The 26204-nt window shown below is 39.6% G+C and carries 19 protein-coding genes; 7 read left to right on the top strand and 12 right to left on the bottom strand.

What is annotated here, in order from left to right:
• Positions 1-36 precede the first annotated feature (36 nt).
• The gene (gene katG, locus AAEU30_RS00515; protein ID WP_421958795.1) at positions 37-2214 is read left to right on the top strand and encodes a catalase/peroxidase HPI; all 2178 of its coding nucleotides are present in this window, start codon (positions 37-39) and stop codon (positions 2212-2214) included.
• A 206-nt stretch (positions 2215-2420) separates the two neighbouring features.
• Positions 2421-2873, top strand: a complete 453-nt coding sequence (locus tag AAEU30_RS00510) for a hypothetical protein (protein ID WP_421958794.1) — start codon at positions 2421-2423, stop codon at positions 2871-2873.
• A 173-nt stretch (positions 2874-3046) separates the two neighbouring features.
• On the opposite strand, the gene AAEU30_RS00505 is transcribed toward AAEU30_RS00510, so the two are convergent.
• Together AAEU30_RS00505 and AAEU30_RS00500 are read right to left on the bottom strand one after the other, a co-directional pair.
• Positions 3047-4876, bottom strand: coding sequence for a metallophosphoesterase family protein (locus AAEU30_RS00505; RefSeq protein ID WP_421958793.1), 1830 nt, complete (start codon positions 4874-4876; stop codon positions 3047-3049).
• A gap of 72 nt (positions 4877-4948) precedes the next feature.
• Positions 4949-7717, bottom strand: coding sequence for a TonB-dependent receptor (locus tag AAEU30_RS00500; RefSeq protein ID WP_421958792.1), 2769 nt, complete (start codon positions 7715-7717; stop codon positions 4949-4951).
• A gap of 218 nt (positions 7718-7935) precedes the next feature.
• Here AAEU30_RS00500 and AAEU30_RS00495 point away from each other — a divergent pair, with 218 nt between their 5' ends.
• The 3 genes from AAEU30_RS00495 (at position 7936) to AAEU30_RS00485 (ending at position 12356) form a co-directional block, all read left to right on the top strand.
• Positions 7936-8469 (top strand): RNA polymerase sigma factor, encoded by a 534-nt coding sequence (locus AAEU30_RS00495; protein WP_421958791.1) that lies wholly within the window; start codon positions 7936-7938, stop codon positions 8467-8469.
• A 60-nt stretch (positions 8470-8529) separates the two neighbouring features.
• Complete coding sequence (locus AAEU30_RS00490; RefSeq protein ID WP_421958790.1) at positions 8530-9405, top strand: FecR family protein; 876 nt, start codon at positions 8530-8532, stop codon at positions 9403-9405.
• A gap of 101 nt (positions 9406-9506) precedes the next feature.
• A complete protein-coding gene (locus tag AAEU30_RS00485) occupies positions 9507-12356 on the top strand; it encodes a TonB-dependent receptor (RefSeq protein ID WP_421958789.1) in 2850 nt (949 codons plus the stop codon).
• A gap of 58 nt (positions 12357-12414) precedes the next feature.
• Here the strand turns inward: AAEU30_RS00485 and AAEU30_RS00480 are convergent, their stop codons facing one another.
• From AAEU30_RS00480 to AAEU30_RS00465, 4 genes are all read right to left on the bottom strand, one after another.
• Entirely contained in the window at positions 12415-13188 is a 774-nt protein-coding gene (locus AAEU30_RS00480; protein ID WP_421958788.1) for a LytR/AlgR family response regulator transcription factor, read from the bottom strand.
• A complete protein-coding gene (locus AAEU30_RS00475) occupies positions 13185-14168 on the bottom strand; it encodes a sensor histidine kinase (RefSeq protein WP_421958787.1) in 984 nt (327 codons plus the stop codon). Before AAEU30_RS00475 ends, AAEU30_RS00480 begins: the two co-directional genes overlap by 4 nt.
• 75 nt (positions 14169-14243) lie before the next feature.
• Positions 14244-16109, bottom strand: a complete 1866-nt coding sequence (locus AAEU30_RS00470) for a CIA30 family protein (RefSeq protein ID WP_421958786.1) — start codon at positions 16107-16109, stop codon at positions 14244-14246.
• Between the two features lie 677 nt (positions 16110-16786).
• Positions 16787-17392: a short chain dehydrogenase gene (locus AAEU30_RS00465; protein WP_421958785.1), complete on the bottom strand. Its 606-nt coding sequence runs from the start codon at positions 17390-17392 to the stop codon at positions 16787-16789.
• A gap of 152 nt (positions 17393-17544) precedes the next feature.
• Between AAEU30_RS00465 and AAEU30_RS00460 the strand changes: the two genes are divergently transcribed.
• Positions 17545-18426, top strand: a complete 882-nt coding sequence (locus AAEU30_RS00460) for a LysR family transcriptional regulator (protein WP_421958784.1) — start codon at positions 17545-17547, stop codon at positions 18424-18426.
• Positions 18427-18585: 159 nt separating this feature from the next.
• Here the strand turns inward: AAEU30_RS00460 and AAEU30_RS00455 are convergent, their stop codons facing one another.
• Complete coding sequence (locus AAEU30_RS00455; protein ID WP_421958783.1) at positions 18586-19248, bottom strand: FMN-dependent NADH-azoreductase; 663 nt, start codon at positions 19246-19248, stop codon at positions 18586-18588.
• A gap of 129 nt (positions 19249-19377) precedes the next feature.
• On the opposite strand from AAEU30_RS00455, the gene AAEU30_RS00450 reads away from it, so the two are divergent.
• On the top strand, positions 19378-20229 hold the full coding sequence (locus AAEU30_RS00450; RefSeq protein WP_421958782.1) for a LysR family transcriptional regulator: 852 nt from the start codon (positions 19378-19380) through the stop codon (positions 20227-20229).
• A gap of 111 nt (positions 20230-20340) precedes the next feature.
• On the opposite strand, the gene AAEU30_RS00445 is transcribed toward AAEU30_RS00450, so the two are convergent.
• The 5 genes from AAEU30_RS00445 to AAEU30_RS00425 form a co-directional block, all read right to left on the bottom strand.
• The gene (locus tag AAEU30_RS00445; protein WP_421958781.1) at positions 20341-21009 is read right to left on the bottom strand and encodes an RloB family protein; all 669 of its coding nucleotides are present in this window, start codon (positions 21007-21009) and stop codon (positions 20341-20343) included.
• Between the two features lie 2 nt (positions 21010-21011).
• Positions 21012-22289: an AAA family ATPase gene (locus AAEU30_RS00440; RefSeq protein WP_421958780.1), complete on the bottom strand. Its 1278-nt coding sequence runs from the start codon at positions 22287-22289 to the stop codon at positions 21012-21014.
• 260 nt (positions 22290-22549) lie between these two features.
• Positions 22550-24892, bottom strand: coding sequence for a S9 family peptidase (locus AAEU30_RS00435; RefSeq protein ID WP_421958779.1), 2343 nt, complete (start codon positions 24890-24892; stop codon positions 22550-22552).
• A 147-nt stretch (positions 24893-25039) separates the two neighbouring features.
• Complete coding sequence (gene tmpT, locus AAEU30_RS00430) at positions 25040-25684, bottom strand: thiopurine S-methyltransferase (protein WP_421958778.1); 645 nt, start codon at positions 25682-25684, stop codon at positions 25040-25042.
• Positions 25685-25693: 9 nt separating this feature from the next.
• Entirely contained in the window at positions 25694-26185 is a 492-nt protein-coding gene (locus AAEU30_RS00425) for a DUF2938 domain-containing protein (protein WP_421958777.1), read from the bottom strand.
• Positions 26186-26204: the final 19 nt, after the last annotated feature.

The following is a 26204-nucleotide window of genomic DNA, read 5'->3' as shown; positions in this document are numbered from 1 at the left end:
TAAGTAGAGTTTTTTATTCCGATACAGGAGCTAAAAATGAGCAATTCAGGTGCGGGTAAATGCCCAATCATGCACGGTAGCAATACACAGTCATCTAAATCCAACACGGATTGGTGGCCGAACGCATTAAATTTCGACATTCTTCATCAACACGACACAAAAACTAATCCGTACGGTGATGACTTTAGTTATGCCGAAGAGTTTAAAAAGCTGGATCTTGAAGCAGTAAAAACCGATTTAAAAAACTTAATGACACAAAGCCAAGATTGGTGGCCTGCTGATTGGGGTCATTACGGTGGCTTGATGATCCGCATGGCGTGGCACTCAGCGGGCTCATACCGCTTAGCAGATGGACGTGGCGGCGGTGGCACCGCGAATCAGCGCTTTGCACCTTTAAATTCATGGCCAGATAACGCCAACCTTGATAAAGCCCGTCGTTTGCTTTGGCCTATCAAGAAAAAATATGGCAACAAACTATCATGGGCAGACTTAATTATTTTGGCAGGTAACATGGCTTACGAATCAATGGGCTTAAAAACCTTTGGTTTTGCCGGTGGCCGCGAAGATATTTGGCACCCTGAAAAAGACGTATATTGGGGCGCTGAAAAAGAATGGCTCGCACCGAGTGATGGCCGCTATGGTGATGTAGCAAAACCAGACACCATGGAAAACCCATTAGCGGCCGTACAAATGGGCTTAATTTACGTCAACCCAGAAGGGGTCAATGGCCAGCCTGATCCATTAAAAACGGCACAGCAAGTACGCGAGACCTTTGCTCGTATGGCAATGGATGACGAAGAAACCGCAGCGCTCACGGTAGGCGGTCACACAGTTGGGAAAACTCACGGTAACGGCAGTGAAGAAAACGTAGGCCCTGAGCCAGAAGCCGCTGATGTATTTGAGCAAGGCCTTGGTTGGAACAATCATAAAACACGAGGCATAGGCCGTGACACTATGACTTCAGGTATCGAAGGTGCGTGGACCACACACCCGACTAAATGGGATAATGGCTACTGTTACTTACTTCTAAATTACGAGTGGGAGCTTACTAAAAGCCCAGCAGGTGCGCACCAGTGGGAGCCTATAAATATTAAAGAAGAAGACAAACCTGTTGATGTAGAAGATCCATCAATTCGTTTGAACCCAATAATGACCGATGCTGATATGGCAATGAAAATGGATCCTGCGTATCGTAAAATCATTGAGCGTTTCAATAATGATTTTGCATACTTTAGTGACGTATTTGCGCGTGCTTGGTTTAAACTCACTCACCGTGACTTAGGCCCTAAAGCACGTTATTTAGGAACCGATGTACCAAAGGAAGACTTAATTTGGCAAGATCCGATCCCAAGCGTCGATTACACCTTATCGGATGCTGAAATAGCAGAGCTTAAAGATAAATTACTAAACTGTGGCATTGCAGCGAACGAGTTGATCAGTACTGCATGGGATAGTGCTCGTACTTATCGCAGCTCTGATCATCGAGGTGGCGCAAACGGCGCACGTATTCGCTTAAGCCCGCAAAAAGATTGGCAAGGTAACGAACCAGAGCGCTTGGCAAAAGTATTAGCTTCGCTTGAACAAATACAATCAGGTTTAAGCAAGTCCGTTAGTTTAGCCGACTTAATTGTACTCGGTGGTACAGCCGCTGTGGAACAAGCTGCAAAAGCAGCTGGAGTCAACGTGACTGTACCATTTGCACCTGGGCGAGGCGATGCAACTGACGAAATGACTGATGCAGAGTCTTTCGATGTTCTTGAGCCAATTCACGATGGCTTTAGAAACTGGTTAAAGCAAGACTACTCAGTATCACCAGAAGAGCTACTATTAGAGCGCAGCCAGCTAATGGGCTTAACAGCACCAGAGGTAACCGTACTATTTGGTGGCATGCGCATGCTTGGTACTAACCATGGCGGCACTCAGCACGGTGTATTAACCGATACAGTGGGCACACTCAGCAATGACTTTTTTATCAATATTACGGATATGAGTAACCGCTGGGAGCCTGCAAGCAAAACAACTTTTAACATTGTAGATCGCAGCACTGGTAACACGAAGTGGACAGCAAGCCGCATTGACTTAGTGTTTGGTTCAAACTCTATTCTACGAGCGCTTGCGGAGTTTTACGCCCAAGACGATAACAAAGATCGCTTTGTAAAAGACTTTGTTAAAGCATGGGTAAAAGTAATGAACGCCGACCGCTTTGATATTTAATTAAAGCACTTAGCCCATTTGCAAAAAAGCGCGAGAGTTAACACTCCCGCGCTTTTTTATTTAGCACAATTAAACGCGGTTATTTTTCATATTTTGTTGAATTACCCTGCGTTGTGTACCATCAGTAAATCGCGTCACTGGCACTCCCCTTGCAATGCTATAGGCATAAGCTGAAAAAATTATGAATAGACATTAGGGGGAATAAAATGCAAGTTCAGTCAAACTCAGTATTAACACCTATTAGCGAGAATAAACCTGCTTACACCTCTGGCAACGAATTGCCTAATAGCGGCAATAAATCGCAGCAACTTTCTAATGCATTTAAAGATACAAACGATCAAAGTACCAGCGAGGTTTACGATTTTACTAACATGTCGCGCCGAGAATATAATCAATTAGTGAAAGCAGGGGAGGTTCCCTTAGGCTATATAATTTTTCCAGCTGATGGCATTGATCTGACATCTAATACCCAGGCGCAGATGGAAGCTGTGCAGGATGAAAAAATAAACTTCATCGACTATTATCAAAATAGAATTGCCTATCGAGAAAGTACCGGTCAGCCAACAGAAAATTTTCGCGATGTACTAGACGACTTACAAAAAATGCAAGGCAAGGCCATAAACCCTGCATTGACCAAAAGTATAGATACCTATGCTTAGTTATATTAGAAGCTCTCTTTGGTTTTATCCGCACTATATACTTACATCAAAGTAGATTATTAATTTAATGTGTTACGCGGTCAGATAAAAAGGTATCGGCAAAAACGCCTTAACAATTTTACAGTTAGCTATTTGTAAACCCCCATTACACAATACAAATTACTAAGTCTAAGCTATGGCGAAGGAGTTTCTTCGTCACAGTTTTGCAGCGACTTATTTTTTGACATATCAATAATTAGGCATCTATCTGGCAGTGCATGCTTAAGATTATCGTAAATACTGAATGCTTGAGTTAGGGCTGATTTTAGCTGACAAATGTTTTCACCTTTAGTATCGCTGCTAACATTACACCCTGTATTGTTATTTAATATATTGGTCATTGTTTGGTAGATGTGCTGCGTAGCTTGCGATATATCAGTAAAAGCGAGGGTGCCAGCATTTCGCACCAAATAAAAATCAATGATGAAATCGAGTACGCTTTTAGTCTGCAAGCCTTGTCGTTGTGCTTTTGGTAGTTGAATATCAATATTAAACAAAGCTGTAATCTCTAACAACGACATATTCAGCACTTGCTCACGAAAACCTTGCGGCCACTCCCTAGGAATAAACCGCCATTTTGCCAAAGCTTGTAAGTGCATTTTGCTGTAACTATGGTAACTTTTGGCTGTCAAAATTCGGTTATTCCACAGCTGTTCTGGGGCGTTTTTCTGCAGATAATCATGTTCTTTATGATAAGCACTAAACAACAAATCAAACTGTGCAACATTATCAATCGTAATAGTATCGACCTTTGCCAACTGATTATTAAGTGTAACTAACTTATAAGCAGGGCGGTACGCCGCGATAGAGGGTGCTTGAATATTAAATAAGGTGTTATGTTCGCTTTCAATAACGGACGTGTCATTCATATGCATATGCCCCCCGATGTGCAGTTTTAAACCTGTTTCGGCAAGTAATTTTCGGGTATCAATACTAGGCTCTCTAGCTAACTGAAAAGCCGAATCACCAAATAATGATTTAATCGACTGCGTTTGGCCATCATAAAACTCCCCCATCGGAAAGTGGCTAAAAGCTATCAAGGTTTTATTTTGCTGCTTAGCACGCTTAACCACTTTCGTGATCCAATCTAATAAAAAAGGTTTCTCAGTCAGTACCTTGTTATAACCTGCATTACCTGAACCTTGAAAAACCATAGTGCCATTTTTAAACTGCGGGATATAGACATTAGCATCTATAGCAAGCAACCAAAGTCCCTTCACAGGCTCAACTAAATAACTCGTATCGGGAACTTGCTTGCAACTGGTTTTGTCGTTTTTTACGCATTGTGTGTAACGACGTTCGTCTAGGGAACCTGCTTTACCAAAAGGGGTTTCCCACAGTAAGTCACGGTTATCAGGTAACAAGCCAAATGCTCCCATTATTTCAACGATTTCTTTATACCCTGCATGGGCTATTTTATCGCTGCACACTAGAGAGTTGTTATCTATGGAGGTATGTTCACAACGCGGGTGATCCGTTGAGTAAATACCCACTTGCTGACCTTCCAATCCCAAAAAGTCAGCTTTACCGCCTGCGCTTTTAAACGGTTTAACGGGATCATGATTACCTGGAATAGCAAAAAAACGCATACCATGTTTTTTGGCGTAGCCATCAAGAATAGTTTTTAAGCCCTGCAAATGAATTGGTTGCCCATCATCAGTAAAATCCCCTGGGAGGGCGACCAGTTTGACCCCTTTAGCGGCAATATCATCTAGTGTGGCAATAAGTGCAAAATAATTTTCATTGAATAAACGAGTTGAGTGAATCTGTGCCTGCATGCTACGAATACTCACGCTTTTTTGTGCTTGCGCCAATGCAGTGCCTTTAAAGCCTTCAGCTGAAAAATCACCATAAATATCATGAAAATGAATATCTGGCACAAAGGCTATTTGCGCTTTAGCTATTGGAGCTGCATGTAGTGCTGTACTAAGCATACACAGTATTAAAGGTAAAAATAACTTCATAATAATGCCCTGCGATCACATTTCAAACAAAAAAGCCGAGAGCGACAGCTCTCGGCATTTTAGTTTTTATATTTAAAAAATAGCTCTGAAGCCTAACGATATACGTCGACCAGAGAATTCATACATAGTTGGGAAAGCAGGATCTAAGGTATAGCCTTTAGTTTCTTCGTCTGTGATATTAATACCTTCAAGCGTTACCTTCATAGAGTCATTAATATTGTAACCTAATGAAATATCTGTTTGCCCGTAAGCATCACGATAAACTGGGTACATATCACGCTCAATATACTCAACATACTTGTCTTTATAGTTATACGAAATACGCGCATCAAAACTCTCATTTTCGTAATAAAAAGTCAGATTATAGGTTTCATCAGCGAGGCCTTCTGGCGGTGTTGGAATACCTAAATCAGATGCACCGGTTAATGAGTTATCTAGTGTCGTGTAGTTTGCGTTAATACCAAATCCATCTAACATGTTGTGAAAACGAACAAATGGAATTTGCGCGATAAACTCAATACCACTGACATCATACGAGCCTTCTGCATTCACTTTTTGATAAACATCAAAATCATAAACACCATCAACAGTACCGTTGTCGTTGTATTTAGTCACACCTTCAACTACACCGGTGAGGGATTCACGAACAACACCTTCAATTTCTTTTTCAAAGTATGAAACAGCAAGTAATCCACCTTCTTCTAAATACCATTCAAGGCCCACTTCCCATTGGTCGGCATAAGTTGGTTGAAGGTCTGGATTTCCATCACGGTATTTAAATTCACTCAAGCTTACTGTGCGTTTATAAGCAATATCCGTTAGGGCAGGGCGCATCAATGTTTCAGAAGCAGCAGCACGCAGAACTAAGTCATCATTTAGTTCCAGAGTAAAGTTAATGCTTGGCAGTAAGTCAGTGTAGTTACCACTTTTTGAAACAGGTTCAGAGGTATAATTTGTAGAACCATCATCATTTTGCATCTGATGATAACCTGATGAATTTACATCAGTATCAATATAGCGCACGCCTGTATTAAGCGTTGCCGGCATATCACCTATATCAAAAGCAAAATCAGCCATTGCGTAAATTGCCGTTGTTTTCTCTTCTACTTGATAGTATTGATCTGGCTCAAAGTCTACTCCAAAACCTTCGTATCTAAGCTGATCGCGAGCATAACTATTTGAAACCTGACTCCAACCTTGCTTTGATGGCACCTCAGATAAATACTCACCACCATTTACAAGATCTGTAATATTAGTCAGTTCACTATCTGCTAAGGTACGCGTGCCAACCCAAGAAGTATCACCTTCAGATGGACCTGTCACACGATTAGAACCATAATTTCGCTCTTTTGATTTATCAGTGTATCGTGCACCAAATTGCACCTTGGTTAACGCAGGGAAAAACGCTAAATTTAACTGGCGAGTAAAGTCCAGTTGCGCAGCATATTTATCATCTGAGATAGCCTCACGATTAACTTCGTTGTAATCAAATAAATAAGCTTCAGGCGAGTTGTACATATCAAAAGTATCTGCGTTATCACTTGAGATAGTCTCTGCGCCGGTACTCGTATAACGTGAACGTGTTGCACGATAGGCTGTGTGCTTTAAGTTTGTCGACTCAATTGATTTATCTGCACCACTGTAGCCAAATAAGCCATTAATATCCCACTGGCCAACGAGCCAATCCATAGCAACGCTGAATTGTTGGTACTCTGTATCACTGCTATTTTCTTTACTTAAAAATTCATGTTGAGTCGCGGCATAATCAACATCGGTTAAAACTGTAATACCATAATCACTCAAGGTTGAACTATCGTATTGATTAACACGCTCTAAAGAACTAATACTTGAAGCCGCATAGGCAGCAGCATCGTACTCATCTTCATGATCATCAAAACCACCCAGCAGCCCATCAAAAGTTAAACTAAATTCATTGCTCGGTTTATATTGTAATGAAAGCGTTGCCCCCCACTTTTCTTGCTCTGTTAAGTAAGAGCGATCGCCTACTTTATTTAAAAATACTACTCGGCTGGTTTCATCGCTGTCGAAACGATCATTAATCGTAATTCCCGTATCTCGTTCAAGTACATCAGCGGCTTGATCTGATTGCCATTGCGATGAACCTGATTTTTCTAACCAGCGTGAAAGCGGACGAAAGTCGATACCTGAGTTACTATCTGTTCTGTTTGTTCGCTCTGAGTAGGCAATCGAAGCAAGAGCCCCCCAATCACCAAACGTATCACTGGCTAAAAACGCAAATTTAGGATCTGTTTGTTCAGAGATTTCATTGTAAGCACCTTCAACAGATGCCACTAATTTACGCCCTTCATAATCAAATGGTCGCGCTGTTGTTATTGCCACAGAGCCTGCAATACCGCCTTCTTCATCAGCAGCTGTCGGCGATTTTTTTACCGTAACACTTTGAATAATTTCAGAAGCGAACATATCGAACTCAACGTCTCGGCCACCACTACCAGAGGCGGTAGCAAGATTATTAATTGATACAAATGTAAACTCGCTCGGTAAGCTACGTACATTAACTTTTTGGCCTAATCCCTTGTTACGCTCAATGGTTACACCTGGCATACGTTGTAATGCTTCGGCTAAATTTTGCTCAGGGAAATCAGCAATATCTGACGCCACTATTGAATCTGAAAAACCGATGTTCTCGCGCTTTAAATCTATCGCTTTTTCTAAACTCTTAATATAGCTACCTGTTACGACGATTTGCTCCATCGCTTGTTCTTCATTTTCAGTATCTTGTGCAAATGCAGGTGCGACAAACAATGCGCTTAATGCTAGTGCTAAAGGTGATAATGTAAAAACTCGCTTAGTCATCATGTTGTTCCTGTTATATGTGTTACGACTTTAAATTGATTTCGCTCCTAATGACGTAGCTTAAAATTAATAGGGGACGTATTTATTCGATGAAGTTTTTGTGTCGGTTTTACGACACCAGCATCATAAAAGTGTAATTAAAACATCATAAAAATGGTGTCACCTTTGCTCTAGTATTAGCGTCTATTAAAAAACTAATCTTATAGATAACGATAAAAACAATGTTGCAAACACAGACATCGCCATCACTAATAAGCGAACAAGGCCAACAAAATCGACCACTTGTAAAATGCTTTATTGCCAACCAAGATGCATTGAAAAGTTTTTTTCGTCGTGGCGTTGGTGAAGATGCTGATGACTTATTTCAAAAACTGCTAATGAAAGCATTAAAAATTGAATGTACTGCGCATATAGATAACCCATTAGCTTATGGCTATCGCATGGCACACCACTTAGTCGTTGACCATCATCGTGAACAAAAGAAATCTCCTGAGAGCCTAGAGCATGAACCTCAAAGTAATGATCTTTCCCTAGAAAGCTTACTGGAACATGAGCAGCGACTTCAGGTTTATCAGCAGGTATTGGCGCAAATGCCTGCGCTGCGCCGAGATGTGTTTATTCGTAGACGCTTACATGGAGAGAGCCGCCAGCAAATATCGCAAAGCTTAGGTCTATCTGAAGAAGCGGTAAAAAAGCATATTTCACGCGCTATGGATATGCTTAAAGATGCTATCAGCGCATTTATCGCCGACTAATTGTCCCCTTAAAGCATGTTAAGTCGTTATATTAGTAATAAAGACAGATAGAGAAATTTAATGCATACCCCATTCAAACCTGACGATGAAAGTAATGAGCAGCTTGAAAAAGCAATTTGGCAAGATACCGCACTCATTCAAGCATTACAAAAAGCAGATTCACAGCAAAAGTTGAATGAGCCTACGGCAACAACATCGCGTAAAAAGAGCCTCTTATTAGTGTGGGGTAGTGCGGTTGCTGCATCTTTAATTATGGCATTTATTGGCTTAACTCACTTAAGTGATCCAGCAACACCACAAGCATCAACACTTGTTGCAGCGCAGCAGTTTTTTGCAACAAAAGCGTCTGACATTACTTTATCGGATGGCACAGAGGTCGCATTAAATACGCAAACTGATTTACAGTTTAATGAGAACGATAAAACCAGACAAGCTACTTTGAGCAAAGGTGAAGCATACTTTTCAGTAAAGCGTGATGAACAACGTCCATTTACGATTAAAACAGGAAACGCAACAATTAGTGTATTGGGTACTGCTTTTAATGTTGATAAAACCCTACGAGAAACAACCATTGATGTCTTTCACGGCAAAGTCGCGGTTAATACTGAAAATAATTCAAAACAAGTAGAATTAGTTAAAGGCCAGCGTGCACGCGTCATCGATAATAATATTGTTGTTACTACATTTAATGCAACCCAACCTGACTGGCAACTTGGCTGGCTAGATTTAGAGAATGTAACTATCAACGATGCTATTTTTCAGCTCAATCGTTATACCGACAAACCTTTAGTATTAAATAATGTTGATGTCCAACTGCGTGTAAGTGGTCGCTTTAAAACCACAGACATTGTGGGTGCAGCGACATTAATAGCCCAATTGAATCAACTAGAAATCAATAATTTTGACGACAGTGTAGTTTTGAGCCCTATTGAATGATGAGTTGGTTTTATTTATCCCCAAATTATGGGTGCTGTCATAAATTGTTCATCTAAGTTCTTCACACTTAGAGTTTAATGAGATTGAAAGGCCGTTAATAGATGTTACGTATAAGCTGTTTATTATGTGTAGCACTTGTAGGCCTTAGTTTTACAGCGAAAGCAACGAACTCAAGTTTAATAGAACAACTTTCCCGTTTGTCTGAGCAATATAATACGGCATTAATTTACGACACCCAATTACTCAAAGGGTTAACGCAAGCGCCAGCCCAAAATTTAACTCTCGAAAAGACACTTAATCAACTTCTGAAACCCCACCAATTAAACTGGAAAAAAACACCTGCTGGTATCGTTATTTTCAAAATACCAGCAGCAAAGAAAACACCTTCGTCAGTTACGAAAACTAAGTTTCTAGAAGAAGTGACAGTGACCGAGCAATTACCTAAAGCTTCCTTTACACAAGCCTACAATACTGACTACCAACAAGCCGTGAATTATGCGCAACAAATAAAAAGTGATTATGCAGGGGAGAGTGAAGTTGCTGTTGGCGCCATGCTGACACAACTACCCGCTGAAAATCTAGCAGAAGCATTACAAGCTGTACCTGGTTTAAGTATTACTCGTGATCGCGGTGAAGCACTTAACATCAATGCTATGGGACTAGGTGCTGAATACCAATTAACGCTTTTTAATGGTCGTCGTCTAGCTAATACAGAAAACGTGCGCAACTCAAATCAGTATGGGCAGCAACATAGGTTTGATATTTTCAGCGCTGGGTTATTCTCCAATATCACGGTATTTAAAACTGCAAACTCAAGCTTACCAAGTGGTGCTATTGGGGCAACTGTAAACTTATTGAGCGATAATCCGCTGGCATACGAAGAAAATAATCTACAAGTAATGTTAACCGCAGCAACTTTAGAAGATGAGCGAAACTTTCAACCGAGCTTCGGTTTAACCGCGAATGGAAAAAGCGATAATATAGGTGTTATTTTCAAAATGAACTACGAAAACCGTTTACAACGCCAATATCAATTTGAAAGCTGGCACTGGGGTGACAATAGGGGTGCCCCAAGTAAATACCAGTGGTCAGAATTAGACGATAACACTTTAGTACCGACAGATGGTTTAGCGATGACCATTGAAAACGAAGACCGCACTCGCGCTACCTATTACGGCGCTTTAGCATGGCAGGTTTCTGATCATTTAACGCTCAATACTCTGTGGTTTAGGTCAGATACTGACTTTTCGTTTGATGAGCATAGACTAGGGATAAGCCCTCAGAGTCAAGGTGCAATAGCAGAAGTTTCAACCCCACAAAATAGTATAAATGAGTTCTTTTTTAACAATGTAAATGCTAAAACCAGTCGTGAAGAGTCAAACCTATATTATGCTAATCAAACGCTGCAAGTTGACGCTCGTTGGCAGCCAAATGAGCATATACCCTTATCTCTTTCTCCTTTTTATAGCCGCAGTGAAGCAAAAAGCGAAACCAAAAAGCCTATCACGAGAGTGCATGCTGAACTTTCCTCAATGGATGCCTACGTTGATTTACAAGCAGACTCTATAAATAACTACCTTTTTAGTAAGAATTTAGGCCTTGTTAGTAGCTATTCACATATAAATAAAATGAGTAAACGCACTATCAATGTAAATAATCAAGTGAGTGAATGGGGAATTGATGGCAGCTGGGAAAGCTCAACTGACTCTGGTTTGCAGCATTTGCAATTTGGCTTTTTAAGTTCAACACAACAGTATAGTTATACTCGCAGAGATATTAGTTTAGACGACCAATCTTTAAACGATCTACCTAAATTAGATGGCCGCTGGCTTGAGCCAATTCAGCACAGCTTTAGCGCTGGTTTTGTAAATTCAGAAGTACAGTCTTGGTTGATCCCAAAAAGCGATTTATTTCAGCTTTATGATATTAATTTACCGTTTAATAATATTACTGATAACGACAAACTTAATAGCTATCAAGTTAGCTTTGAATCAAATGAGGGGTATTTATCCTCGCAGTGGCAATTAGCAAACGTTACTTTAAACGCGGGGCTACGTTACAGTGATACATTAAATAAAACACGAGGCTCTCAGCTTACAACTGATGGTGAGTTAGCACCTTTGAATCACTATCATCATCATAATACTTGGCTACCTTCAATTAATATTAAGTGGCAACCTTCTGCATTTTGGCAATGGCGAACAAGTTATAGCCGCTCTGTTAACCGGCCAAATTACTCGGATCTTAACCCCAAACTACATGTAAACTCCGGTGGTTTACCTTATGCCGAGCTGGGTAACCCAAATTTAGAGCCTGTTATTGCTAATACCAGTACACTTTCAGTTAATTGGTTACCAGAGGATTTAAACTTACAGCTTTTAGCATTTAATCATAATATGGATAACTTTATTGTTAAACAAACTAGAACAATTAACTATCAAGGGTTAAATTATATTTCACTACAACATACTAACAATGGCGAAGCGACTGTAAATGGTTTACAAGCTAGTTCACAATGGCAGCTACCTCTATATAGTCCATGGTTTTTACAAAGCCAACTCTCAGCCAACCTTACACATATTACGAATGCAGATGTTATAATTCCTAGTGAAAAGAACTTTAATGTTGAAGGGGTATCTGATTGGGCTGGTAATCTACGCTTTTTGATCAGTGATGATAAATGGCAAGCAGCAATCAATATAAACTATCGTAGTGACTTTTTAGAACATAGAGATATCAGTAATAACGCTGATACTTATGTTGAAGCTTACACCAGCACTGACTTAAGTTTCAGTTGGTTTTACTCAACCAGTGCGAGTCTTCGCCTAGATGTATTTAATGCCACCAACGAAACTCTTACTCGCAACGCCAAAACTGACAACGCCACCTCCTTAATGAAAATAGAGGAATTTGGCCGCCGCTTTGTAGTAAGCCTGTCACTAAAAATATAATACATAGCCCTCGTGGGGCTATTTACAGTTAACAGACCAATAATCCCCATCGAAACAATTAAATCTTTAACAGCTGTTTTAGTTTATCTGCGCCCGCACGGCTGGTGCTGAGCTCTGACTTTTCTTCATCATTAATAATCACCATAAGCTTGCCATTAAACCAACGTTGAATTTCTTTTATGTGATCAATATTTACTAAGTAGCTACGGTGAATACGTACAAAACTTTGAGTACAGAGGCTTTGCTCTAGTTGATCTAAAGTATCACTTAGGTGATGTAATGTTTCACCATCATGTGCAAAGCTATTGCCCTGCTCTGATTTTATAAACTTAATATCTGAGGGAGATAATAAAAATATTCGCTCTCCACTTTTACTAATGAGTTTATTAAGTTTGTTGTCGCTTAACTCGTACTGTGCTTTATCCGGTTCATTGTTAATCTGTTTCACGGCTTGTTGTTGAGCAAATTGTTGCTGCGCTTTTGCCAGTGCTTTTTTAAGGCGAGCGATAGGGAATGGCTTTAATAAATAATCAACAGAGGCATGTTCAAATGCCTCTATAGCAAATTGATCATACGCCGTGGTATAAATGATTAACGGTTGATGGTTAAGTAAATCAACAAGCTCTAAGCCGTTAATTTCAGGCATTTGAATGTCTAGTAATGCAACATCGGGCTGTAACTCATTGATCAATGAAATTGCTTCTTTGCCATTGCTGGCAATACCTACAACCTCAACATTTTCCATTAAACTTAATTGATGAGTGAGCTTTTCTCGTGCCGGTAACTCATCATCAGCAAATACTACTCGTAATTTACTCACAGCCGCACTCATAGTACTAACTCCAAACAAACCACCGCACCATTATTATTACTCAATGTCATTTTACTATTGCTCAGTTGTTTAACGCGTTGCTGTATATTCTTCATACCAACACCACCACCATAACCATGTTTTAAAACATCTTCACTAAAGCCTTTGCCATTATCGCGGATCTCCACCTTTACACCATTATCAATAACTGTCAGCTCTATATTTAAAACTAAATTACTCTGCTGCGCGTTATGTTTAATGGCATTTTCAATAATAGGTTGAATAATGAGTGGCGGAATATGAATATTTTTTAACTGCTCAGGCAAGGTGTAATTTACCTGCAGTTTTTCACCAAAGCGGGCTTTTTCAATATTTAAGTACTTCTCGATAATAGCAAGCTCTTGCTCAAGCGGGATCAATGTTTGTTCTGCTGTATCTAATGAATACCTAAGTATATCGGCGAGTTCATGCAATACCTCGTCAGCTAAATCAGGGTTAGTATGAATATAGGCCGAGATAGTATTGAGGCTATTAAACATAAAATGTGGGTTTAGCTGATAACGTAACGTGGCAAGTTGTGCTTTTTTGCGCGAATGCTTCTCGGTTGCGACCTTTTTTTTGCTCTCAATATAAAGACTTAAAAAGTAAATACATGAACCCCAAATCAAGCCGTTAAAAATAACAAAAATACCAAGAGGCCGATAATCATCATATAGACTTAGTAATACATTATCGGTCACAACGTTACCCGCTGCCATAAATGTTACGGCGATTAACCACTCAACAAATATTTTTGTATTGCCCTTATCACGAAGATAAAAAATTAAAGCAGCAGCAGCCCATACAGGTATCCAGTAAAAAGTAACAAACCAAACAAGAGAGGCAATCACGGTATCACTAGAAATAGGGGCTGAATTGGCGATTACCAGGCCAAATGCGTAAGCGATATCTACAATTAATAGAATACAGAAGCTGTATTTATAAAAAGGATGTTTAAACATAATTAAGATTCTTTTTTAAAACCATAACAAATAAACAAGGCCAAAACCAAACTTATTGATTTTGGCCTTGGCTGTTTAATAGTAACTAAACTCTTTAATTTCTAATGTATTGTTTAATATAGTGTCGGCTGCGCCAGGCATTTTTCGCCACATTAGATTGAATCCAGTAATTCTTTGCGCCGACCACGTAACAGGATTACCAAAGCCAAACTGTTTAAATTCACTAAAAGGAATGTCGATTGTTCGCCATTGTTCGCTCGGCTTAGCTAATACGCTAAAGTTATCCCAATCTTTAACATCACTTTGGTAAATTGCGAGAGCAAATGGCACCGTTGACCCTTTGTAAGTAAGTCGCACACCGGTAAAGCCTGATGCATCTACTGGCTGCGGGTATTTAATTTCTGCCCCTGCCCAAGCTCCAAAGTTTGTAGGTTTAGCCACTGCCGTACTAATCGTCATGCTGTGTGTATTTGACGTTAATTCAACGCTGGATTGGCCGCCCATTACCGCATCACTTAAACCTTGCCAAGGTGACTGACCGCTAAAGTCATCAATACTCTGTTGTGCCTTTGTACTTTGCGCTGTCTGATTACATGCAGGGCCTTGTGGCTCAATAGCTGCATTCTCTGCTATAAGTTTTTTACGGTTAACTTGCTCACCCGATTTATAAACCTGAGAAATAGTATGAATCGCGTTTATGTTTTCAACTGGGTTTTGCTCAAGCAAGATAAAACTTGCCTCAAAACCTGTTGCTAACTGGCCTATATTATTGCTTTGGTTTATTGCTTGCGCGCCATTAATGGTTGCAGCATCAATAATTTGTGCGTTTGTTAAGCCCGCCTTTTTTAGCGCATCTATTTCATTATGTAAGCCTAACCCATGCAAAGTATAAGGGTTACCTGCATCAGATCCCGTGCCAATCATAACGCCCGCTTGATGTAACTTTTTAATATTGGCATACGCAATACTGCGAGCTTGCCAGCTGTGATCTTTCCACTTTGATGGCTCTGGGACTTTCTCAAATAAGCAACCTTGTAGCTTACTAGGTACGGGTTTTAGTAATTCAGTCTGCGAGCTTAATGCGTGATTATGTTTTTCATCACTGTGATTATGATAAACCGCCAGCGTAGGAATATACGTCACCTTATTTTTTTTCATTAAGGCAATAAACTCATCATCAATCGCTTCACTATTAATACCGTGAGCAAGCGCAGTTGCTCCCGCTTTTATAGCTCGTTTACCATCAGCTAAGGTAGATACGTGCACAAAGTAAGGGAGGCCAGCTGCTTTTGAGCGTTTACCAAGCTGTGCTAACTGGCTATCTGTAAGAGAGCTGCCACTCCCCCCAAATGTTTCAATCACTGCTTTAGTAAGATGTGGATTAGTAGCCAGATGCTTTTGCCATAGTCCATCAATATCACTGTCGTTACTGATTTCATAAACGCTGCCACCAAATTGAGTACCGTGACCACCAGGGTTAGTAAATAAGGTACCGGCATAAAATAAGTTAGGCGTAACCTGCGTCACTTTTAACTTTGCCGCTTCATCAAGCGTTTGTTGAAATGAAAACAAATCAACAATATTAGTCACGCCTAGATATAAATTAGCGTTAAAATGCGACTTTACTGGTAAATATTGAAACTCTGTAAAATTGCTCCCTGAAGAGCCTAAATGTACGTGCAAATCAATCAGCCCTGGTAATGCAAATTGGTTTTTCGCGTTAAAGGTTTTATCAGCCTGCTGCTTCTCGCTCGACGCTTTAGTAATGTTTACTATTTTTCCATCATCAATATACAGACTACTCGGCGCTGAAAAATTTTGCGACCCATGCTGGTACACCCGTACATTATCGACTCGTAAGTCCATGGCGTGTACATTTAACTGAGCGACTAAACTTAATCCGATGAGTGTTTTTGTTATAGGTCTTGCTATAGCTTTCATTTTAAATTCCTTATCAACATAATTTCTGAGCTGTTGATATGAAATTTAGCGTTTTAAATTACCTCATTCATTAATGTTTGGCTGAACCGACACGGTTTGCACTTGAACCGACACAAACCTCTATTAATAACTTCACTCCCTACCTTGACCCTTAATCTTTTACCTAAGCTGTAAACCCCCGTTACGTTTTGATTAAAAATAACGCAGTTCAGGGTTGTAGTTAGCTATTAAACATTGATGAGTGTAGCGAGATCCAGAGCTTATTTATAAGCGAATTTTAGCGCTAAGAGAAATACGGCGGTTAAGGTATTGAGGGTAGTAAAAGGCATAGATATAGATAGAATTTTTACTTATTTCTTTAATTAGAGATCAATAACTATCTATTTCATCGTTTAAACTATTTAGATGAATGTGGTCTACACCATTTAACCATATGCTTATGACGAGGTATTTTTTTACATTCCAGATTAGAGCCAGCGCTTGACTCGCTAACATATTGCGAACTTGGTGCTATATTCGCGCAGCTAGATACAAATAATATAATCAATGCAGGGGTTAATTTTTTCATTTCACTACCTTTAAAAATATGTTCAAAAGCGCTCTGTGTAGGTTTACCAACTTCAAAGCGCTAATTAGTCTGTTTATTATGCTAACGTATTAATTTATAGCTGAGTAAATTAAGCATCAACAAAGATAACTTCGCCGTTAATAAAGCCATCTACCGAACGCTCGAATGCTTTACCTACTAAAGTGCTTGGCACTGGCTGAAACCCCGGCATCATCTCACCGTATACATCCCATGCTTCTTCAAGTACGGTAGGGTTAACCACGTTTATACGTATACCGCGCGGCATTTCTAGTGATACACACTTAGCAAAAGTGTCTATTGCGCCACTCGTTGTTGCATCAGCAATAGCAAATGGAATTGGTTTAACGTTTAAAATACCGCTAATCAGTGTAAATGAGCCTCCATCAGCAATGTACTTTTGACCAATTCGTACAAGATTAATTTGCCCCATCATTTTGCTCATAATGGTAGTCATCCACTGTGCTTCGCTCATATCAGCAAAAGTCTCGTACTCACATAAACCCACTGTATTTACTACCGCATCAAACTGGCCTACTTTTTCATACAGCTCAGTAATTGACTGCTCGCTGGTAATATCAACAATGTGGTCTACATCGCCAGAGCGACCTGCCGTAATAACTGTGTGCTTAGATAAGCCGGTTAATGCGGCTTGACCCATCTTTCCAAGTGCGCCGATTAAAATTACTGTTTTCATTGTTTGCTCCAATCATTTATTCAAATTAGTGTGTAGGAGCATAGTAATGGCGCGCTTAAACAATTAGAAACAAGCCTTTTTTGTAAGTGATACAAGAAAAGTTGGTAATGTGCTAAATTATATAGGGTCGTTTAAATATCAAAGGCAGCAATATGAGTAAACTAGATAGGTTAGATATAAAGCAACTGCGTATTTTCCAAGCCTTAATTCGCGAAAGAAATGCATCAAAAGCTGCAAATAAACTCGGTTTAACGCAACAAGCAGTAAGCGAGCAACTAAAAAAATTACGCGATATATTTAACGACCAGCTGTTTTTAAGAAAAACGTCTGGTTTTGTGCCTACACCTTATGCAGAAGAACTCTCGATAAACATAGACAAACTGCTAAATGATTTTCAGGCACTCCTTGCACCTAAGATCTTCGACCCACAAACGGTTAGCGGTGCATTTGTAATCGCAGCGACTGACTATGCACAACAAGTTGTTTTACCTGCGCTTGTAAAAGAATTAAGAGAACAGGCACCAAATTTAAAGCTAATAATAAGGGACTTTGAACTCGACCACCTGCACGAGCTAATGGAAAACGGAAAAGTAGACTTAGCCATAGCCTTTCCTGATTATATTCCAAGTACTTACCCCCTTATTAAATTATTTGAAGAGCAACATATTTGCGTTACATCCCCCAATTCATCGATAGCCGATACTAAACCAACACTGGCAAAAATAGCCAGCTACCCAAGCATTATTGCATCGCCTTCGCGGCCAAACTTTAAAGGCTCAATTGATGATTGGTTTAAAAGCTTTGACCTTACCCGTAACGTCGTGGTGTCGGCACCGTGTTTTTCTATAGTGCCTATGTACCTAGAAACCACTGACTCTATTGCGTTTCTTCCTTCACGCGCAGTGAGTTCAGATCTTGTAAAAATAGATCTACAACAACTACCTCCAGCGTTCGACGTAATAGCGGCTTGGCATCCACGCTACAGTAAAAACCCGTTGCACAAATGGGTAATATCAAAGTTGGAAGTAGAGTAAGTTAAAATATAGAAAATTTTTAGCGCTTAAACCCTCGTATACAAATTTTTCTAAAAGAAATAAATGAAAGGAACATCTAACCTTTTTCACCTATCAACACATCTGTAAACCCCCATTACGATTTGATTAAAAATAACGCAGAGCAGGGGGTGCTAACGATTAAATATTGATATGTGAAGCAAGCTCCATCGCTTGTTTGTGAGCATCAGCTAGTGATTGCTGATGACGCTCATCAGCAAATTCTTGATACTCTGAAGCAATTTCATAAATAGTACTCACGCCTAAATATTTGCTCAACGTACGTAAGTGCGGCACTAAGTGACTCATATGCTCACGTATGCCGCCTTGCTCAAAACCAAACTCACCAGTTGAAGTGATCACAACTAATGTTTTACCGTCCAGTAAAGGCTGCAGTGGAAAATCCCCACGAGCAAGATCAAAATCAAAGGTTTTATTAATACGTATTACTTGATCAAACCATGCCTTTAACTGTGCAGGCATGCCATAGTTATACATAGGCGAAGAAATCACAATAATATCAGCGGCAGCAATTTCAGCGATTAATGTGTCTGACAAAGCCAGTAACTGTTTTTGCTCTGCGGTTTTTTTATTCTCAGGGGTAAATACCGCGCCGATCCAGTCTTGGGTAATAAAAGGCGGCGGATTCATACCTACATCACGATAAATATACTCATCTATGCTTTGTTGCTGGGTAAAGTTATCTGTAAAACACTTAGCAATATTTTTAGAAATTGAATCGTAATCTGGATTGTCATTTTTTACGGATCTGATGCTTGCATCAATGTGAAGTAGGGTAGTCATACAGTTTATCCTGTTAGTAAGTGTGCAACAATCATCTAACTAATAGTGTTTTTTCACAAACGAGTTAACCTCAGTCATAAGTAAGTTATACTCATCTATAATTAATTTCATTATTTGTGAATATCACTTATGCAAGTTTCACTACAAGCGCTTAAAGCCTTTGAAGCTGCGGCACGTTTAGGCAGTTTCAAAGCCGCCGCGGATGAACTATCCATCACGCCAACCGCGATTTCACATCATGTAAATAACCTTGAAAGTCGTTTAAATGTGGATCTATTTTATCGCCAAGTTAGAAAGGTAGCCCTCACACCGACTGGTGAATATTTAAGTGCCGCAACGAGCGACGGCTTTAACCGCATAGACCAAGCATTAGCAACTGTGCAAGCTACAGGGGCAACCGTTAAAATAACCACGACTTCGTCACTCGCCGCACTGCGCTTAATACCCGCATTACAGGAGCTATCGGTCAGCCAGCCTAATCTTGAGGTGGATATATCAACCAGTGAAGCCGTTGATAAACAATTGCACACCTTACCCATTCGCTTTGGTCAGCAGCGCAATATAAACGCTGATGACATTATAAAAACCGAACGATTTAACGTATTCGGCTCATACAAAGTCGCCGATATCCCATGGCAAAATGGCTCTGTTACGCTCTATACCACAAAATGGAAAAACAACGCGCTGAGTGAGCCACCACTTAAACAATGGCTTACTCAAAACAACTTAGATCCTGCGTTATTTAGTATTAAAACATTTGATCAAGAGCTTTTTGGCATTCAAGAAGCTATGGCAGGCTCAGGACTGGTTTTTTGCTCAAGCACGCTGGTACAACGATTACTAAATACCGAGCTACTTAAAAGCTTTGATATCCAAGCAGTTGAATCAGAGTTTTGCTACTACATACCGGATAAACAACGCTTTCAAACCCGAGATACACGCCTCGTTTTAGAATGGCTAGAAGGGTTGCTGGATAGATAAAGAGCTATTAGTTTGTAGTGAGTTATATGAATCGAGAAGACTTCAGACTAATTTTGTTAAAGCTACCAAATTATACATTTTGCATTACAACTAAAATCAAAAGCACTATATTTAAGCTAATTGTAAATTTTGAAGATAATCAACAAGCTCATGTATATTAGTAGATGGATTGTCTGTATAATTCTGTCTTGCTGAAGCAGTTGAACGGATAGCGTTCTGTTTGGCAAACTCAATTTGGTCAATCAAAGTGATGAAAGTATTTTCACAACCTTTAGAATAATCTGGAAAAACCGCCTTTAACTCACGAAGTACCTCATTAGCTACGCTAGAGGAGCCCGTTGCATGATAAGGCTTTGTGGTATATTTAAAGTGTAATAATAACCAATATTCAAAACATGGAACTGACACACCAGCGTAAAATAAATTCGCAGGGCTTTTTTCCGATATTTTTCTTATTGTTTCTGCATATGTCTCATGAGAATCTTGATCAAAAATACAATATATTCGATCATAGCCATCGCCCTTATCTGCTTCCTGCTTAGTTAGTTTTTCGGCTCTTTCTAATACGCTTTTCGGACTTGAACCACATGTACCATCAATTTCTACATTTGCAGAGTTGAGTTTATAATAGTTCACTAACTCAGTAAAATAGTTAGGTTCTGTTTTCTCACCCTCACAAACTATCAATATTTTATCATACGAAGATCGTCTCGATTTTCTTCTTTTTAGCTCCTTTGCAACTTTAGCTTTTCTTCTATGATGAAGGTTATCTGATCCCATAACTACACCTCAGCACTTTTACAAGGCTTAATGAATGGTAAAGCCCCGTATCGCCCAGATAAATAACCCAATTCAATATTCTCTCGATCTTTTCTAGGGCTAAAATCTGTCAATGGATATACTGTTGTTGCTTGTGATTTATCCTTTTCACAGAACCAAATTTGATCACGCCTGAATACATCTTGATTCAAAATTGATGTTTCATGAGTAGTGAAAATTAGTTGAGCATTTTTAGGATTAGTTTTACTACTATGAAATAAGTTAACTAAATATTTAACCATCTTTGGATGTAAGTTATCATGTAATTCATCGACAATTAGAATGTAACCTTTCTCTAAAATATCAATCCATGGCCCTGCAAAGGAGAAGAATTTTTGTGTACCATCTGACTCTTCGGAAAAGTCTAAGGGAATTAACTTCCCAGACTTGGTTTTATGGACTGTTTTAATGTCAATAACTTCCTTCCCTTTCATTTCTTTAGTAATTTTTTCTTTCAACACTTCGGGAAAATCTTCAGGTAAAGAATTAGGGTCGAACTTCTCGGTTTCAATCTCAATATCATGAATATTAAAATCAGCCGACTGTAAAAAATCTAAAATTTGCTTTTTTGACTTTTCTTTTTCACATAGTGATGCTGTGTAACCTGGGCCCCAGCCACCAACATTAGAAGGTCTCAATTTGTCTTTGAACCAATTAAATGCAGGTTTTAACTGTTCACTATTTAATTGGACTGCTGTAGAGAGAAACAGTGCATTTGACCTAGTTGCATTTTGCCAAACACTTTTAGCTCCAGATAGATAATCACTAAACTTGTAGTCATATTCATTATTGTCTTCATCAAAAACACGCGAAAACCACCTTTGAGCCCTGCCTTTAGGATATGCAATCAACCACTCTGCTAGCAACTTTTCACTATTTAATGAAAATCCGTATTGAAACTTTACACCCTCATTAATAAAAATCATTTCGAACTCTGTAGGTTCATCAGGTGTCAAGTCATCAAATAAAAATGGAGTAACGGGTAAAGAGTCCCCTTCTTGACTTTTTGAAGCGGAATTCCTAACAATTGCCTCCATATCCATTAACGCACGAATTAAATTAGACTTGCCGGCCGCATTTGCGCCATAAATGACAGCAGAGCGAAGCAATGGTGTATTTGTAATAGCTTCAGGAATGAAGGTATTAGTTGCTTCTAGTTCTTCTCCTTTAGCTTTTACCATGCTAAAGACTTGCTCTTCTTTAATTGAACGATAGTTTTTAACAGTGAACTCGATAAACATTTTACACCTTGCTTAATATTATTTCTGGATGGATATTAGCATTTACAACTCACATGTCACCATTTAAGTCTAACTTTTTGACAGTTTTTGTCAAAAAAACAAATCTAATAGACAGTAGCATCTAAATTTATTAAGGTACTTCAGACTGAGGACTCTGTATTCAAACTTGAAATTTGTAAACCCCCGTTACATTTTGATTAAAAAAGCCACACACTAATAATTAGTATGTGGCTTTTTAGTCTCTAAACTAACTAATCAAGTTACTGATTCAGTAAGTTCTTTTCAAAAAACTCGGCCATCATTGTATGGTAATGCAGAGTCGTGCCTTTGCCTTCACGTAGGCTGTGTGAGCGGTTAGGGTATGAGAAAAACTCAAACTGTTTGTTGTGCTTTACAAGCTCGTCAATTAAACGTTCTGAACCTTGGTAATGCACGTTATCATCGCCAGTGCCGTGAATAAGCAATAGCTTACCGGTTAGGTTTTTAGCAAAGGTAATAGGCGAGGTGTTATCGTAGCTATCTGGGTCGGTATTTGGGTTACCCGCATAACGCTCTTGGTAAATGGTGTCGTATAAACGTATATCCGGCACGGGTGCTGAGGCTATACCCACTTTAAATTTATCACCATGGCGGAACAATAAGTTAAGTGTTGAGCTACCGCCCCCAGAGTGACCCCACACGCCAACGCGCTCGGTGTCGATTACATCCCAGCGTTTAGCCATGGCATCTAGCGCGTCTACTTGGTCTTGCACGGTAATTGAGCCAATTTTTTTATAAATCGATTTGCGCCAATCTCGGCCTTTTGGTGCGCGTGTACCGCGGTTATCAACCGATGCGACAATAAAACCTTTTTGGGTTAGCAGTGATTTATACAAATAGCTATTGCCTTCATAGCGGTCTTGTACTGTTGAGCCCCACGGTTCACCGTATACGTAAAAAACTATCGGGTATTTTTTACTTTTATCCATGTTCTCTGGGAACATAATATAGCCGTCAAGCTCGGTGCCATCCTGCGCATTCACTTTGAAGAATTCGTGATTTGGTAAGCTTTGCTCAGCGAGTTTTTCTTTTAGCTCTTTATTTTCAACTAAGGTTTTTACATTGCTGTGATCGCTCACTTTAATGATTTCTTTCGTCGGTGGTGTGCCAAATTTAGAGTAGCTGTGCATGGCCCATGAGGCATCTTTAGACATGTAATAGCTATTAGAGCCTTCAAACTCAGCAGGGGTTACACGCACAGGCTTGCTACTACCATCCAGTGGTGTGCTGTATAAATAGCGCTGGCCTGGGTTCTCTGGCGAGGCGATAAAGTACATAACGTTTTTTTCTTCATTGATAGTGAGCATATCAACAATATCGTAATCACCAGGTGTTAGGTCAATAATGGATTTTCCATCACGCGATACACGGTAAAGATGACGCCAGCCGTCACGTTCGCTGTGCCAAATAAAGAACTCGCCGTCTTTTGACCAATTGGCTTTATAAAACCATTCGATAAAGGCATCGTCTTTGTCTTCTAAAATTTTAGTCAGTTGCTGCTTTTGCCAGTCAAATAACCAAACCTTATTATGGCTTTGTGGACGATTTAAATCTTGGATCATTAATTCATCGCCTGTGCCTGCCCAGCTAATACGCGGAATGTAGCGATCGCGATTATCACCTTCGAGCTTTGCCCAGCGCGTTTGTTTGTCAGCGAGGCTTACCACACCAACACGTACTGCTGAGTTAGTTTCACCGGCTTTAGGATAAGGGAATTCTTTTAGAGTAGGGTAGAGTTCATCTGTGTTGTTGATCATAGTGAAAAATTTAACATCACTGGTATCAAGCTGCCAATAAGCGATTGATTTGTTGTCAGGGCTCCAACGAAAGCCATCAGCAATAGTGAATTCTTCTTCGTACACCCAATCAAAGTTGCCATTAACAATGGTAGCGCTGCCATCAGTTGTGAGCGCAGTTACATCGTTATTGCCAACCGCTTGCATATAAATATTGTTATCACGCACGTACGCTACTTTTGAGCTATCTGGCGAGAATTTAGCAAACATGAGCTTAGTTGGTTCAACGTCTGCGCCACCCAATTGCTGTAATTTATTAGTCTCAAGGTTAAGTAACCAAAAGTCACCACGACTGCGTGAGCGCCAAACTTGTTCACTATTGGTAAATACCATTAACCATTTACCGTCTTTTGACCATTGGTAGCTCTCGATTGCAAATGGCTCGTCTGCGTCTTCTGGCAGTAGCTTTTCAAACTCAACTAGAACTTTGCGACCTGTACCGTCAGCATTGTAAAATACAATGTCGTTACCTTTTACGCCGTGCTCTTTTTCATCATCGGTTTTGCTATTATCAGCGTCGTCTTTTTTATCTTTTTCACTTTCACGTTCTTCAAGCACTGTGTAGCCGGTGCCATCATCAAGCCATTTAAAGTATGTATTACGTTGTGCTTTGAAGTATTTATCTTTATAGATTTGCTCAAGGGTGAGTGGGTTACTAACTTGGCTCATCGCTGTACTCCCGGCGGTATTTTGCGTTACAGAGCAGCCAGATAACGACAGCCCGGCCAATACAGATAGTACTAAAGCCGAGGATTTAAGTAGTTTCATGTGGAGATCCTAAAGTGAGGTAATGCTTTTGTTATTGTTAAAGGTGTTTTGCAATAAGCTTACTTTAGCAAACTTTTTAATTAATAGTTTAAAGCTTATCGCAGATATCTATCCATCGGCCTTAAGTATTGCATGCAATATACAAAACTAGCAATTATTTTTACTCAATAACCATACGAATGCATTTGCAGGCTCAACACCTTTAATACCATTTTTTATAAGCTGGCATTTTACTAACTTAAGTGTATAAACACGGTGGTAATGATCAAATACTTCTTGAGCAGTCACACTATAAGGGGTTCCATCTCGTTTAGATTGATCATACACGCAACAAATAAGCAGCTGTGGCGCATTATTTGTGATCTGAATTAAATGAGCTGTATATTTTGCTCGCAACTCTAAGGGTAGAGCAACTAAAGCTCCGCGGTCGTATATTGCATCAACCACGCCAATTAATGTGCTGCTTAAAGAAAAAATATCTCCTACCCAAATAGTTAAGTTATTTGCCTGATAAAGTTTTAGTGCACCGTAAGTAGTGACTTTAGCTGTTAAACTTAATGAATCAAACAGTTGGATTATTGCCTCTTCACTTAGTTCGACACCAACAACCTTAAACTGTTTTTCTAAAAGCCAGCCAATGTCGTTTGTTTTACCACATAAAGGCACAAAAACTCGCCCATTTTGCTTTACGTTTAGGTTAGTAAAATAACGATCTAAATAAGGATTTACTTTTTGCTCATGAAAACCAATGTCATTATCTTGCCATCGTTTTAGCCAGTAATTATTCGTCATACCGATACCTTAAAATAATGTTAATACAAGCGTACTGAGATAAAGCCCGGCACCAAATACACAATGAGAGGCGCAGCTTTTGGCTCTAGCATGAACTGGCTTTTTAGTATTGCGGGCGGCAATACCAAGACCTAAGGCGGGTTGCATAACAAAAAATGGTATGCAAACTGTTATCAAGCCAAATAATAGAGCCTGCCAAAAGGAGGGGGAATATGACCAGTTACTTGGCATTATAATCAAGAATACCAAGGCAAAAATAATCCCTATTAAATAATGTATGACCCAACCTAACGCACATTCTTTATTTTGCGCTGTAGCCTTACCAATTGCAGTATGCCTAAATTGGCCTGTACGCATTAAACTCACCCAGCGACCTACCAAACAAAAGTTTAACGACGACACAGCAAACACTTTTGCAAGCACTATACTCCATACATCGAGCAATAGCGTTGCGCCAATGCCCAAAACAACCACTGCTATCCAATCAATATTTTCAAACATTAAAATTACTCTTTACTAG

The sequence above is a fragment of the Pseudoalteromonas mucoides genome (assembly GCF_049257175.1).
Taxonomy (GTDB): domain Bacteria; phylum Pseudomonadota; class Gammaproteobacteria; order Enterobacterales; family Alteromonadaceae; genus Pseudoalteromonas.
This window is presented reverse-complemented; position numbering and strand designations above follow the sequence as displayed.